Annotated in this window: 16 protein-coding genes and 1 riboswitch; of the genes, 4 read left to right on the top strand and 12 right to left on the bottom strand. The window is 32.4% G+C overall.

Translation table 11 applies throughout. The annotated features are described in order from the left end of the window. Window positions 1-171 precede the first annotated feature (171 nt). Together AL499_RS11195 and AL499_RS11190 are read right to left on the bottom strand one after the other, a co-directional pair. The gene (locus AL499_RS11195) at window positions 172-1,530 is read right to left on the bottom strand and encodes a UDP-N-acetylmuramoyl-tripeptide--D-alanyl-D-alanine ligase (protein WP_002492089.1); all 1,359 of its coding nucleotides are present in this window, start codon (window positions 1,528-1,530) and stop codon (window positions 172-174) included. Window positions 1,531-1,547: 17 nt separating this feature from the next. After that, window positions 1,548-2,618, bottom strand: coding sequence for a D-alanine--D-alanine ligase (locus AL499_RS11190; RefSeq protein WP_002461204.1), 1,071 nt, complete (start codon window positions 2,616-2,618; stop codon window positions 1,548-1,550). A gap of 355 nt (window positions 2,619-2,973) precedes the next feature. On the opposite strand from AL499_RS11190, the gene AL499_RS11185 reads away from it, so the two are divergent. Then, window positions 2,974-4,164, top strand: a complete 1,191-nt coding sequence (locus AL499_RS11185; protein WP_002461205.1) for an FtsW/RodA/SpoVE family cell cycle protein — start codon at window positions 2,974-2,976, stop codon at window positions 4,162-4,164. Window positions 4,165-4,577: 413 nt separating this feature from the next. Here the strand turns inward: AL499_RS11185 and AL499_RS12585 are convergent, their stop codons facing one another. The 3 genes from AL499_RS12585 to csoR all read right to left on the bottom strand — a co-directional run bounded on the left by AL499_RS12585 (window position 4,578) and on the right by csoR (window position 5,324). Continuing rightward, window positions 4,578-4,715: an Lmo0850 family protein gene (locus AL499_RS12585; protein WP_002461206.1), complete on the bottom strand. Its 138-nt coding sequence runs from the start codon at window positions 4,713-4,715 to the stop codon at window positions 4,578-4,580. Between the two features lie 90 nt (window positions 4,716-4,805). Then, window positions 4,806-5,018: a putative copper chaperone CsoZ gene (csoZ, locus tag AL499_RS11180; RefSeq protein ID WP_002492077.1), complete on the bottom strand. Its 213-nt coding sequence runs from the start codon at window positions 5,016-5,018 to the stop codon at window positions 4,806-4,808. Window positions 5,019-5,030: 12 nt separating this feature from the next. Then, window positions 5,031-5,324 carry a copper-sensing transcriptional repressor CsoR gene (gene csoR / locus AL499_RS11175; RefSeq protein WP_002492098.1) on the bottom strand — a complete coding sequence of 98 codons (294 nt, stop codon included), beginning with the start codon at window positions 5,322-5,324 and terminating at the stop codon, window positions 5,031-5,033. A gap of 165 nt (window positions 5,325-5,489) precedes the next feature. Here csoR and cls point away from each other — a divergent pair, with 165 nt between their 5' ends. Continuing rightward, a complete protein-coding gene (cls, locus tag AL499_RS11170) occupies window positions 5,490-6,974 on the top strand; it encodes a cardiolipin synthase (protein ID WP_062248904.1) in 1,485 nt (494 codons plus the stop codon). 121 nt (window positions 6,975-7,095) lie between these two features. After that, window positions 7,096-7,737, top strand: coding sequence for an HD domain-containing protein (locus AL499_RS11165; RefSeq protein WP_002492092.1), 642 nt, complete (start codon window positions 7,096-7,098; stop codon window positions 7,735-7,737). A gap of 383 nt (window positions 7,738-8,120) precedes the next feature. Here AL499_RS11165 and yidC read toward each other — a convergent pair whose 3' ends face one another. The 7 genes from yidC to AL499_RS11130 all read right to left on the bottom strand — a co-directional run bounded on the left by yidC (window position 8,121) and on the right by AL499_RS11130 (window position 14,011). Beyond that, the gene (yidC, locus tag AL499_RS11160; protein ID WP_002461212.1) at window positions 8,121-8,996 is read right to left on the bottom strand and encodes a membrane protein insertase YidC; all 876 of its coding nucleotides are present in this window, start codon (window positions 8,994-8,996) and stop codon (window positions 8,121-8,123) included. An 89-nt stretch (window positions 8,997-9,085) separates the two neighbouring features. After that, the gene (thiE, locus tag AL499_RS11155; RefSeq protein ID WP_002492090.1) at window positions 9,086-9,724 is read right to left on the bottom strand and encodes a thiamine phosphate synthase; all 639 of its coding nucleotides are present in this window, start codon (window positions 9,722-9,724) and stop codon (window positions 9,086-9,088) included. Window positions 9,725-9,726: 2 nt separating this feature from the next. Continuing rightward, complete coding sequence (gene thiM / locus AL499_RS11150) at window positions 9,727-10,515, bottom strand: hydroxyethylthiazole kinase (protein ID WP_002492088.1); 789 nt, start codon at window positions 10,513-10,515, stop codon at window positions 9,727-9,729. Further along, on the bottom strand, window positions 10,508-11,329 hold the full coding sequence (thiD, locus tag AL499_RS11145; protein ID WP_002478968.1) for a bifunctional hydroxymethylpyrimidine kinase/phosphomethylpyrimidine kinase: 822 nt from the start codon (window positions 11,327-11,329) through the stop codon (window positions 10,508-10,510). Before thiD ends, thiM begins: the two co-directional genes overlap by 8 nt. A gap of 4 nt (window positions 11,330-11,333) precedes the next feature. Next, complete coding sequence (gene tenA / locus AL499_RS11140) at window positions 11,334-12,011, bottom strand: thiaminase II (protein WP_002461217.1); 678 nt, start codon at window positions 12,009-12,011, stop codon at window positions 11,334-11,336. A gap of 86 nt (window positions 12,012-12,097) precedes the next feature. Beyond that, window positions 12,098-12,201: riboswitch (TPP riboswitch) on the bottom strand. Window positions 12,202-12,423: 222 nt separating this feature from the next. Beyond that, the gene (locus AL499_RS11135; RefSeq protein WP_002492081.1) at window positions 12,424-13,131 is read right to left on the bottom strand and encodes a transglycosylase family protein; all 708 of its coding nucleotides are present in this window, start codon (window positions 13,129-13,131) and stop codon (window positions 12,424-12,426) included. A gap of 478 nt (window positions 13,132-13,609) precedes the next feature. Next, entirely contained in the window at window positions 13,610-14,011 is a 402-nt protein-coding gene (locus AL499_RS11130) for a single-stranded DNA-binding protein (RefSeq protein WP_002461219.1), read from the bottom strand. 189 nt (window positions 14,012-14,200) lie between these two features. Here AL499_RS11130 and AL499_RS11125 point away from each other — a divergent pair, with 189 nt between their 5' ends. Next, window positions 14,201-14,653: a YwpF-like family protein gene (locus AL499_RS11125; protein WP_002461221.1), complete on the top strand. Its 453-nt coding sequence runs from the start codon at window positions 14,201-14,203 to the stop codon at window positions 14,651-14,653. Window positions 14,654-14,766 lie beyond the last annotated feature (113 nt).

Here is a 14,766-nt window from a genome sequence, read left to right as displayed (position 1 = left end):
TCGTCAACTTCTTAATAGTACCACCTATATTATCTTATAGCAATAAAGGGTTTCTGCAATCAGATAGAAAAAATTTAATCATACATTGCTAAAAGCGCTTGGATAGGCTTTTTTTATAAAAAATGACCTAATTATATTTTTCAATACAATTAGGTCTTGAACTACGTTATATTAAATAATTGCGTTAACAATATCCTCTAATTTATTACCTCTAGAACCTTTCACTAACACTTTGTCGCCAGCAACTAATTCTTTTTTCAATTGCTCTATAATTGCTTCTTTAGACTCAAAATGTTGTGCATGTGACACATAGGGCTGTCCAGAACGATGAATATATTGTGCTTCTTCACCAAAAGTATATAGCTCATCAATATTTCTATTTTTTAAATATTCACCTATTTCTTCATGCATATGTTGACTGTTGTCACCTAACTCCAGACAATCGGCCAAAATCAATATTTTTCGTCCCTCCATATTACTTAACGTATCTATAGACGCTTTCATACTTGTTGGACTTGCATTATAGGCATCATTAATCACTGTAATTTGCTGTTCTGTTACATGTCTTTCCATGCGCATGCCAGTTAATTGGACATGTTTAATATTGTGTTGAATCATCTCATATGATAAGCCTAACTCATGTCCAACTGCAATGGCAATCGCAGCATTCCTCATATTATGAACGCCTAAAATAGGTAATTCATAATGTTCTGTATTATTAATATTAAAAGCAATACCATCATTTTGATTGGAATCAATTGTACAAACATACGTATTATGTTGTTCCAAGCCCACACTGATTAATTTCGCATGCTTTACTTGTGCTACATGTGGCTGTAATAGTGGCTCGTCCCCGTCATAAATAAAAATACCGTTATCTTTTAGTCCAGTAACAATTTCAGATTTCGCTTTTGCAATACCCGCTCTTGAACCCAAATCTTGCATATGCGATTCACCAATATTCGTAATCACGGCAATATCTGGCTCTGCAATACTAGACAATAATTCAATTTCATGAAATCCAGACATACCCATTTCTAAAATTGATATATCAGTGTCATAATCCAATTCTAAAATTGTTAAGGGCATACCAATTTCATTATTATAATTACCTTGCGTTTTTTTCACTTTAAACTGTGTTTTTAATACGCTCTCTATCATATCTTTAGTAGTCGTTTTGCCATTTGACCCTGTCACAGCTATCACTTTAGGTTGAACATAATTCAAATATGCTTTAGCAAGCTGTTGTAATGCAGTCAAAGTGTCAGAAACATAAATTAATGGTTGCTCTTCTAATGAAGAACCAATTTCTTGACCTGTTTGATAAAATGCAGCTGCAGCACCATCTTGTATACTTTGTTTAACAAAGCGATGCCCATCTACATGCTCTCCTTTAAAAGGAATAAATAACATTTGCGGTTGAACCGCACGTGAGTCAATTGTTACGCCTTTGATTTTAACATCTAAAAATTGGTCATCTATATCACAATCGATCCATGATTTAATTTGTCGCAAAGTTACTTCTATCATAATGACTTACCTCGCTCTTAGTCTATGCTATATTTATTTTTCTTTTTATCTTCGTAACGCTCTTTTGCTAATTCTATAAGTTTTGTAATTAAATCTGAATATGATAAGCCCATATTTTCCCATAAACTTGGATACATACTAAATGCAGTAAATCCAGGCATGGCATTCGTTTCATTGATGAAAATTTGGTTGTCTTCAGTTACGAAGAAATCGGCACGTACTAAACCTGAACAGTCCGTTGCTTTAAAAGCTTCTAGTGCCATATTTCTCAAAGTAAGTTGCACTTCTTGATCTAACTCTGCTGGGATTTGTAATCTAATTTTCCCATCTTTATATTTGGATTTGTAATCATAAAATGCAACATCTTTAACTACTTCTCCAGGCCAAGTCGTTTCTGGATAATCGTTACCTAAAACTGCAACTTCTACTTCACGGGCATTTATGCCTTGTTCAATTACTAATTTGCGATCAAATTGAAATGCTTCGGCAATGCCAGCTTTTAATTCTTGTTCATCGTTACATTTACTAATACCTACACTTGATCCCAAATTCGCCGGTTTAACAAAAACAGGATACTCTAATTTGTCTTTTACCAATTTAATGATATTTCCTTGATACTTTTCATATTCACTGCGTAAAAAACTAATATAAGGTAATTGTGGTAGCCCTCTATGCTCAAACAATTGTTTCATTACGAGCTTATCCATTGAGCTTGAAGCAGCTAACACGCCATTTCCGACATATGGAATATCCAATACTTCAAACAGACCTTGTATCGTACCGTCTTCCCCATTAGGTCCATGTAATAGTGGAAATACTGCATCATATGCTTCACCAGCACTACTTTGCTTTAATAATAAAGTAATATCTTCTGGCTCAACATCTGTTAAAGTAAGTTCTTCTGGAGATTCAATCGTTGCTGTTATGTTACCTTTCTTTTTCCATAAACCATCATTTGTTATATAAATAATGTCCACTAAATATTTTTCTTTATCAATAGCATTTAATACATTTTGTGCTGTTAGCTTTGAAACGTCGTGCTCCGCACTTTTACCACCATAAATAATACAAATATTTTCTTTTTTCATTATGTATTCCTCCAATATTGATTCAACATTAAGCAATTCAATACGTTATACCAGGTCAAAGTATAAAATGAATACCTTTAAATTCATTACTGTTTATACAGTATTCACACAAAATATGCGACTTAACGATCCTCTAAAGATTACTTTCTGAAACTTAATATTACCATAAAACATGAGTTGAATGCATTTGATGATATAAAGGTTATCCGAAAATTTTGTAACATTTTTAAAACGATTTACAACACGTTGTTGTGCAACTAGCTGCTATCATAGATATTCTATAGTCAAATGTTTTAATCTACAGTAAAATCATTGTATAATCAATTTAGAAACTAACGAAATTAAGGAGTTACAAATGAAATATTCATCCCGTCAAACGCCTAATAAACATTGGCTCAAACGAATAGACTGGGTGCTCATAGGTATTTTAACTATACTAGCCATTTTTAGTGTCACACTCATTAGTTCAGCAATGGGTGGCGGTCAATATAGTGCCAATTTTAGTATAAGACAAGTTATTTATTATATTTTAGGTGCTTTCATCGCTCTTATTATCATGCTTTTTTCACCTAAAAAAATTAAAAAAAATACATATTTATTATATTTTATTTTTTGTGTATTGCTTATCGGTTTACTAATTTTACCCGAAACGCCTATTACACCTGTGATTAACGGGGCATCGAGTTGGTATAGTTTTGGACCAGTAAGTATTCAACCATCAGAATTTATGAAGATTGTATTAATTTTAGCATTAGCGAAAATTGTAGAACGACATAATCGTTTTACATTCAATAAGTCACTACAATCCGATTTAGTTTTATTTTTCAAAATAATAGGTGTATCAATTATTCCTATGGCGCTCATTTTATTACAAAATGATTTAGGTACGACACTTGTTATATGTGCTGTTATAGCTGGAGTAATGTTGGTTAGTGGTATTACATGGAGATTGTTAGCACCTTTGTTTATTTCTGTCATTGTGTTTGGAAGTAGCATTATTTTAGCCATTTTATACGCACCTTCTGTAATTGAAAAGTCTTTAGGTGTTAAGATGTATCAAATGGGTCGTATTAATTCCTGGTTAGACCCCTATTCATATAGTGGTGGAGATGGCTACCACTTAACAGAATCGTTAAAAGCTATTGGCTCAGGACAGCTATTTGGTAAAGGCTATAATCATGGTGAAGTTTATATTCCTGAAAATCACACGGATTTTATTTTCTCAGTCATAGGTGAAGAAATGGGCTTTATAGGCGCAGTAATTTTACTATTTGTTTTTTTACTTTTAATTTTTCATTTAATTCGTTTAGCAATTAGAGTAGAAGCTCCTTTTAGTAAAATTTTCATCGTAGGTTATATCTCTTTGATTGTATTTCATATTCTTCAAAATATTGGTATGACAATACAGCTATTACCTATTACTGGTATTCCTCTACCCTTTATTAGCTATGGTGGTAGCTCTCTTTGGAGTTTAATGGCTGGTATCGGTGTTATTCTATCCATTTACTACCATGACGTATCAAAGTCTTCAATAAAGCTTAAATAGAGAGGTTTCAGATTTAAATTACAAAGTAAAGAAAGGAGCGGGACAGAATTTATTATGAATTTGTAGTCCCGTCCCCCAGTAAAGTTAACTAAATTTGAAAAAAGCTTGCTATAAGCTTATTTTCAATCCAGTCAGCTACTGCCAATATTTAGTTCATAGTTTAGCTCTTCTCTATTAATTTTCTTACATTCAATTATCAATATGAAGAAACCATGTTTACTTTTGTCTTAGTTTATTCCATGAGTTCACATTTGAGTGAAAATCAGAATAACAATCATAAATTCAAAGCCAGAAAATGAGCGTATAAACTCATTTTCTGGCTTGTTTTTCTAGGAATGATATCCAATATTCCTTTTTATAGCAATGTAAATCGACTTAAAGACGCACTCGAACCTTTGAATAAAAGTGACATGTTACTTTAGTTTATGAGTGACTGTTGCTGAGGCTGGCAAAGTATTCATTATGTCTAAACGAGATTTTGTTTTCTTAATATTTACACCTAGCGATGTTAAGTATTTAACCATGTTTTGAATTTTATCGACTTGTTTCATAATTTCACCTCGTTATATGGCCTTTCACATACATACTACCCTAATTAGCTGTCGTTTACTACATGAATTGAAAATTTATTTGAAATTATTTTATAAATCATCTATAGCATGATAGCCAGCATCATATATTTCTTTTTCAAGTGCATTTAAATTAGTTGATGTTTCGAAAGTAACATTAACTGCACGTTCATCAAAATTGATCACTACTTCATTAACACCAATCATCTCTAATAACCTTGTTCGTAAGTTTTCCAAGTCGTCTTCATTAGTCACATTTGTAATATAAATTAATCGCTTTTCCACAATTTTCTCCTCCTAGTCTTTTAGCATCTTTTGAAATGTAACTAGCAATTCCTCCATCGCTTCAACTTCCTGCCCATCGTTTATTTTATCCATGATACAACTTTTCATATGATGCTCTAATAGTTTTGTTGCTACACTCGTTAATGCTGAGCGTGTTGCTCTTATTTGTGTTAACACATCATCACAATAAACATCATCTTCAACCATGCGATTAATTGCCCGCACTTGTCCTTCTATACGATTTAATCTAGATTTTAAATTTGCTTTTACAATTTTAGAATGATGTGCATGATCTTGTTCGTTCAAGGTAAACACCCCTTTATTCAATTACTTACTAATTATTGTATATTACAATGAGCAAATTCAACCACTTTTAACAATTACAATATGATATTTATCAACTACATGATACAATTGTATTATTCATTTAATATTGTGACAAACATAAAATGTTAGGCTAGGAGGTTCTATATGGTTGAATTCTTTTCATTAACTTTGGCACATTCTAATTTACTAATAAACATATTTTTAATTAGTGCTTTTATTTTAAACCTTATCTTTGCCTTTACAATCATCTTTATGGAAAGACGCAGCGCCGGATCAATTTGGGCTTGGTTATTAGTTCTTGTATTTCTTCCTATTATAGGTTTCATACTCTATTTACTTTTAGGTCGACAAATTCAGCGAGAACAAATATTTAAATTAAATAAAAACAATAAAATTGGTCTTGAAATGATTGTTGGTGAACAGATGAGAGCTTTAGAATCAGACAACTTTTCTAAAGGGAATCATCAAATTGTTAAATATAAAGATATGGTGCGTATGTTGTTGTATAATAATGCTGCCTTTCTAACTACTGACAACACTATTAAAATATTTACAGATGGCAAAACAAAATTCGATTCGCTCATTGATGATATCAATCATGCGAAAGATTATATACATATTCAATATTACATTTTTAAAAGTGATGACTTGGGTCATAAGATATTGACAGCTCTCGAACATAAGTTGGATGAAGGATTAGAAATTAAAATGCTATACGATGATATGGGTTCACGTGGGCTTAGAAAGAAAGATTTAAAGCATTTTCGAAACAAAGGTGGCAAAGCTGAAGCCTTCTTCCCTTCTAAATTACCATTGATTAACTTGCGTATGAATAACCGTAACCACCGTAAAATTGTCGTTATAGATAGCAAAATTGGTTATGTTGGTGGTTTTAATGTTGGCGATGAATATATTGGAAAATATAAAAAATTCGGTTACTGGAGAGATACACATCTACGCTTAGAAGGAGATTCTGTAAACGCCTTACAATTAAGGTTTATACTTGATTGGAATTCTCAAGCTGCGCGTGACAATATTGAGTACAGTGATCGTTATTTCCCAGATGTAAATTCAGGAGGCCAAAAAGGTGTACAAATTGCTTCTAGTGGACCAGATGAAGATTGGGAACAAATTAAATATGGTTATTTAAAAATGATTTCATCTGCGAAAAAATCAATCTACATACAATCACCATATTTCATTCCTGACCAAGCCTTTTTAGACTCTATTAAAATCGCAGCACTGGGGGGTGTTGAAGTTAATATAATGATACCAAGTATGCCAGATCATCCATTCGTTTATTGGGCTACATTAAAAAATGTCGCCTCTCTATTAGAAGCTGGCGTAAACATTTATCAGTATGACAATGGTTTCTTACATTCCAAAACTGTTGTTATCGATGATGAAATTGCTAGTGTTGGAACAACAAATATGGATCATCGAAGCTTCACACTTAACTTTGAAGTAAATGCCTTTATTTACGATGTGGATGTTGCACATCAATTGAAAACAGCCTTTATAGAAGATATGAAAGTTTCTTATAAATTGACACAAGAACTTTATAATCAACGTGGCTTAATTATTAAATTTAAAGAGGGTATTTCTCAATTATTATCCCCAATATTATGACACAAGTCACATCATTTTAATGATAAGCTTGCCTGTTGAATGTAGCTTACATTTAGCTTTAATCAGTACTATATGAGCTAATATATTTAATTATATCTGAAGAGATTTAAAGGAGTATATAATGAATTTAAAAGCGCAACTTGATTTATGTAGACAATATATGTTGGATTTTCATGCTCATGATTATAGCGGCCATGATATTGCACATGTTGAAAGAGTAACTTCCTTAGCATTAAAAATCGCTAAAGCAGAGCAATGTCAACGTATAGATATTGTTGAAATAGCTAGTCTATTGCATGATACAGTTGATAGTAAACTAACGACTAGTGATGCTGCAACAATAAAACTAGAAAATTTTTTATACTCTATTGATCTCGATACATTAACAATTAATGAAATTATTTTTATTATTAAACATTTAAGCTATCGCAACGGAGAAAATAATCAAATTCCCCTTTCTTTAGAAGGACAAATTGTTAGAGATGCTGACAGACTTGATGCAATTGGTGCTATAGGTATCGCTAGAGCATTCCAATTCGCCGGGCACTTTAATGAACCGATGTGGACAGAGTTACCAACTTCATCAATACCTTCAGCAGATGAAATAACAACCTTTGAACCATCAGCGATACGTCATTTTTACGATAAATTGCTAAAATTAAAGGATTTAATGCATACTGAAACAGCACGTAATATTGCCATACAACGCCATGATTTCATGAAACAGTTCATCAACCAATTTTTTGATGATTGGTATCAATAATAATGCAGTCGAGATAAACGTATTTTGGGTTTGAGCAGAATAGACAACTTACACTATACACTACCAATGGAAACTTCAATTCTTATTCCTACAAATAATATTTCTCGATATGTATGAAACAATCCCAGATAATGAATTCAATCATCATCGTGGTGCAACATCATATCATCCAAAAATGATAACGAGCTGTACATTATCTAATACACAAGGTAAAAGACAATTTCTATCAAATAATTTTAATAGAAATTGTCTTTTTACATTGTTTAAGAACTTAATGTCCTAGCCCCCTAAGTAAACACACCGATAATACGTATTTTTGTAAATAAAGAAGCCAGTAAATGAATTTACAAAACTCATTTACTGACTTCTTTTTCTATGAATTCTTATTTTTTCTTTTTATTATTTTTTGAGACTACTTGTGTGTTTTTACCTTTTTTTGTTCCTTGATTTTTTTCTTTTTCATATTGTTTAATCATTGGTGCTACTTCTTCTTTAGCACGTTTTGAATAATACATGTTAGCGAAGTATGTTTGAACAATCAAGAAAGCGGCGCTGACTGACCAATATAAGCCAAGTGCTGCGGCTGATTGATATGAAATCCATATAATCATGATAGGTGACACAATCATCATCATATATGCCATTTGACGTTGCTCATCTGGCATCGTTTTCGTTGAAATGTAAGATTGAATAAAATATAGTACCCCGGCAATAGCTGTAATCCAAATATCTGGTTTAACTAAATTAAACCATAAAAAATGTGGGTGGTGTGTAATTCCACCGCCAATTTGATATCTAAGTACAAAATATAATCCCATGACGATTGGCATTTGAATTAAAACTGGTAAACAGCCTAACATACTTGCCATTGGATTGATATCATATTTTTTATAAACCTGCATCATTTCTTGATTAGCTGCCATTTTTTCTTCTTGAGTTCTTGCACGTTTAACTTTTTCTTGTACTTCACTTACTTCAGGTTTGGCCACTTTCATTTTTTCACGCATCATATGACTATTTTTATAGTTTGATAACATGAACGGTAATAAAACAATCCGAATAACTAAAACTAATACAATGATAGCTAAACCATAATCATTATTAAAAATGCCTGAACCTAACCAATGTAGTATCTTTTCCATTGGATCTACGAATGTATTATAGAAGAAACCCGTGCGATTTCCTTGCTTAGAGTAGTCACACCCTGCTAAAAAGACCATTATCCCTAGAAACAAAGGTAGTAGTGCTTTTTTCTTCATTTTTCCACCTCTATTATGTTATTTCACATAGATGTTATTTTATCATACTAATACTACAGTAGAAAACAATATGTGGAAAAATTTCTTTGTTAATTATAATAACTTAAGAATTTATTAACAGTGCTGTCAATATTTTGACTTCTAGCGATAGCTGATATAACTGAAATTCCATCCGCACCTGCATCAACTACTGCTTGTGCATTATTTTCGGTCACACCACCAATAGCCACGATTGGAAAATTACCTATTTCTTTTCGTAACGTTAGAATCATTTCAGGACCTACTGGTGTACTAGCATCAGACTTTGATGGTGTCTGGTATATAGGGCCAACCCCAATATAGTCGACATGTGTTAAGTCAGAATGTTTCAATTCATCTAGATTGCTCACGCTTAAACCAATAATTTTATCATGAAATTGTTCAAAAAAGTCTTCAACTTTGGCGTCATCTTGACCTACATGTATACCATCAGCTTGTACTTTTAAAGCAAGTGCAACATTGTCGTTAACAATAAATGGCACCTGATAGTTATGGCAAAGTTCCTTTAATTTTAATGCCAGTTGTTCTATCTCTTTGTCTTGAGATACTTTTGATCCTTTTTCTCTAAATTGAAACATTGTAACTCCAGACTCTAAAGCTTGTGTTACTACCTGTTCTAAACTTTTCCCTTCATGTATATCTTGTGTACCGCATATAAAATATACTTTTAAATCTGTACTTTTAAACATTTCTATACCTCTAATCTTCTAACATTTTGTTGATATAATTCATAGGTCATTTGGTACATATGATCTAATAATTCTGTTTGAAAACTTCCTGGTCCCTGACAATGTGGACTTTGTTCAGCAAGTTCGGCGGCGATATTATAGAAACTTATTGCCTCTTCAAGCTGTTGTAATGATGGGTGTATGTTGCCGAATAAAAAGCTGGCAATAATGCCTCCTAATAAACATCCTGCGCCAGTCACTTTGGCTAATAATGGTGAGCCATTAGATAATTGAACGATTTGATTATCTTGAACAATAATATCGTCTTTTCCGGTTATCACAATGGCAGTTTGATATTTTTGGTATGCTTTTTTAGCAATTGCTATGGTGTCAAGATTGCTTGCTCCATCTGTACCTTTCATTGTTGTATTCATATCAACAAGCGTCAATACTTCAGAAGCATTTCCCTTAATAACAGAAACTTCTACTTCAGCTAAAAAACGTTCACAAAAGGTTTTGCGATATGTTGATGCCCCTACAGCTACTGGATCAAAAACAATTGGCGTTCCTTGTTTATTGGCAATTCTCCCAATCTTAATAATATCCTCTTCATTCGCTTTTGTGAGTGTACCAATATTGATTAACAATGCTTGAGCAACTTTATAAAACGCTTCTGCCTCTTCAGGTGCTTCACTCATTGCCGGACTTGCACCCATACTTAACAATCCATTAGCAGTGAAATTTTTCACAACATCATTCGTATAACAAACAATTAAAGGATTATCTTCACGTAATTTTTCTAAATTATTCATCATCTAGTCCTACTTTCTTTAAGTATGCAAAATGGTTTACTGGCCCTCTACCTTGACCTATTTCAGGTGTATATTCAATGCTTAAAGATATGAATTTCTTTGCCTTTTTCACAGCTTCATAAATTGAGCGACCTTTAGCTAATTCTGCAGCGATAACAGCAGAAAATGTACAGCCCGTACCATGCGTATGCGGAGTGTTAAAACGTTGATTTTCAAATGTATAAACATCATCTTTTGTAAACAAATAATCTTTAGCAATATTTGGGTCTTCGGAATGACCACCTTTAATTACAACACCTTTACTACCAATATCATTGATGAATATATTACCTGCCTTATAAATATTCGCTTCACTATCAATTTTAATACCTGTAATTTCTTCAGCTTCCGGAATATTCGGTGTAACAACATCAGCTAAGGGTAACAATGTTGACTGTAAATGTTTTTTAGTATCATCATCCATAAGTGAATCGCCACTTTTAGCTAACATCACTGGATCGATGACATATGGAATGTCTGCATATTTTGTAAGGTAGTCACGTACTAGTTCCATCGTGTCTTTAGTTGCAATCATGCCTGTTTTAATTGCTTGAGGTAACTCATCATCAAATACGCTATCCAATTGTTCTTTAACCCATGATGTTTCCAGATTATGAATGTGTTGAACACCTTTCGTATTTTGAGCAACGATGCTTGTAATGGCAGCCATACCATAAACACCACAAGAATGAAATGATTTTAAATCTGCCATAACGCCAGCACCACCTGAGGGATCAGTACCTGCAATTGTAAGCGCAATTTTCGGTTTATTCATGCTTTTAACCTCCAAAGTTCCATTGTTCATTCGTATATGCCATATTAAAGAAATGTCTCTCATGAATCGTACTTTGTAAAAAGCTTTCTTTAATTTGTTGTTTTTCTACGTCTGAGCTGTTTTCTGTTAATTGATCTAGCAGCTGATCAAAAACATTTATAAGTTCTCTCATTTCTGTGCTATAAAATTCAAACCATTTAGATAAATTTGTAGCTTTGTTTAATTCAGGGTCTTCTATTGCTCTTAATGCAATCACTTCATAAACATATGGACAAGGTGCCATAGCTGCAATTGCATAGGCCGCATTTTCATGCGTATAAGCATGATAATACATATGTTTAATATAATGATCTCCACTTGGCGGCCAAACCTTTTCTTTAATAATTTCTTCATACGGCTCGTTTATATAATCCGCCAATATTTCATGTGCTTCAACTTCCCCTTCAGTTAAAAACTCAATTTGTTCAACAAGAAATTTAATACTTTCAATATCAGTAACTTTAGGAATAAGTAATGCGTATATATTCATAAATTCTTTTAAATAGGATGCGTCAGCTCTTAAATACTGTCTGATTGCTTCTTTAGAAATTGTTCCCTTTAATAAGTCTTGTATGAAACCATCTTGATAAATTTCATCAATAATTGGTTGTGATGCTTGTTTAATTTCATCTGAAAATTTCACTTGTATTGCCTCCCAGTATAAGTCTTTAAAAAATAAAAACTACATTTCAACGTAGAAATGTAGTTCATCCCAAACAATATAATGGCAGATTATTGTTGCTACTTTCCTACGTTGGTTCTAACCAAATCAGGTTATAAGGGTCTGACTAATTTCGTCATCTCAGCCAATAAAGGCTCCCCTAGTAGTTTCCTATTACATTTAACATATCAAAGCCAAACTCATTAATCAAATGTAAAGCAACCATGTCATACCTCTAGATACATATCATCATATTCATTTTTAAATGTGTTAACTTCAAATACAAAATTTAATTATTGAAGACAGTCAAAATAATAGCTGATATATCTTTTAATATAAATAGAACCCACCTCATGATTATGAAGTGAGTTCAGAATTTAATTTAGGTTGGGCCCTAAGCTGTTGTCCAGTGGCCTGCACCTTCTGTATCATATAATTTTTGTGCTGCAGCATCTTGAACATGTTCTGGAGCATTAGCTGGTGACACACCTTTATATTCAGATGGCGCTACATGATTCCATGTTGACTGCATAAATTGATATTTACCTGCTGCACCAGATGATGGATTAACTGCATGAATATCTCCACCAGATTCACGTTGTGCTATTGCTTTCAAGTGACTGTTAACATTAACTGATGAATGACTTGAAGCTTGGCTTGCTGAACTTGACTGACTATGAGATGTTGCTTGTGTTTGTGGTTGTTGTGTTGATTCGCTTTGAGGTGCTTGCTCAGTTTGAGCTGGCTGAGCTGATGTTGATTGTTGAGTTGCAGCACCTTGAGATGATGACATTGTTCCTTGTTGAGCTTGTGAATTCATTGTTGTATCATCAGCTGCACCATTTGATGGATAGTATTGCCATTCAAAATAAGTACCATCAGAAGCAAAGTGATAAGTAGTCCCTTCATAATTGAATGTAAAATCATACGCTCCTGATTGTACAGGCTTTTCATTTAATGATTGATCATTTGATTGTGCTAATTGTGCTAACTCAGCTTTAGTATTGACATTTAATTCACTCGCATCTGCATCATGACCTGCATTTCCTGCTACTAAACCTAAGCCTACTGCTAGAGATGATGCAATAATTGTTTTTTTCATAATTATATATCCTCCTAAATTTGAGTTCATTTCATATTTAAATTTACAATTCATAATGTAACATCCATAAAAAATAAGCAGGTTACAGTGAAATAAAAATAACTGGTAAAAATTTACAAAGACATTACAAAAACAAAGAAATAATTATACATACCAAATACGTAAAAAATACTTTGATGCAGGACTAAAAAATCTATAAATTCCAATTACCTGTGTAATATTTTGAAATTTGTCAGATTATTGTGTGAGTTTAACAGATATTCTCATATAGAATATGATTGTAATATATGTATATTATTTAATACTTCTTCAATAAACAGCTAGGAAAATATAGCAAAATTTAGCACAATTCACCATATTTCCCATCACTGTTAAGCATAATTGAAAGGATTTATATTAAAGAAGATTATTGGGAGTATGAATAACTAGTCGGATATAATTTATGGATAAAATTTGAGTTTTAATATTGAAAAAGCAATTATTCGATATTTAAGAGTTTCATTTCATCAACTGAAAAAGGTTGAATATTAGTAGTTGGATGTTCTTCGAGGATTTCGTGTGTTTTGCCTTTAGAGGACATGAATTTAATAGTTTCTACGTATAATTCTGTAACAAAATGTGTTTGTTGGTCTTTAGTATACTTTCTTGAGCGCATTTGACCTGTAATACCAACCAATGATCCCTGACTGGTATACTTTTCAATGTTAGTAGCAGTCCTACCATATGCTTTACATAGAATATAATCTACGATTTGCTCGTTGTTATCATCTTTATAATTTCTTTCCGTAGCCACACAAAATGTAGCAATTTTAACCTCCTCTTTCTCGTATATTTGGGCATCTTTAGTTAATCGTCCAACGATTACGATTTTATTTAACATGTGTCACCTCCTTTGATTAGTTATAGTTTATGTATTTCTAATGCTAAAGTCAAAACGGTATAATTTTAATTTTACTTACGCTTTACCGCTAAAATTTGTTATATTTAAAGAAAATAATGTATTTTAGAACACGTACAACTTAAAAATATTATTTTTTATAAAATTGAGAGCCAAAAGGGATGATGAGATATGAAGACATTTAAAGCTGTGCGCTTTCAAATAGTAAATCAAAACGGTGGTATCACTGAGTATGAATTAGAAGATGGTGTAATCATTAATAAAGAAAATAGCGGTACTGGATGGTTGCTAGAAATCGTTATTTCAAATGATCATTATGAACAGATGAAGCAATATCAAGAAGAACAAACTTTATTAGACATTCGTGTAGTTATCACAAGACCGGCTAATGATCCAGCATTATTTGATGCTACAATTAAGCATATTGTTAACTTTGAAACAAAAATGTCAATTGTATTAGAGTGTCACATATACACTTTGAGACAAGTTTATGCAGAAAGTTTATTAGAACAATTAATAGATGATGGTTTATCAGGAGAAGCATTAAAAACAACATTCAAACGTATGATGCAATCTAAACCTAAACTAAAAGATGAAAAATTTGAACGTGATAATACATTATAAAAGACATTTTAATATAAATTCACATATATAAACTTCGACGAGACACTAGAGTAAATAGACAAGCTGAGGAGACCCCGACAGAGAGAATTTCGAAAAGAAATTCACCAAGCAAA

It is taken from the genome of Staphylococcus lugdunensis, assembly GCF_001558775.1.
Classification (GTDB): Bacteria; Bacillota; Bacilli; order Staphylococcales; family Staphylococcaceae; genus Staphylococcus; species Staphylococcus lugdunensis.
This window is presented reverse-complemented; position numbering and strand designations above follow the sequence as displayed.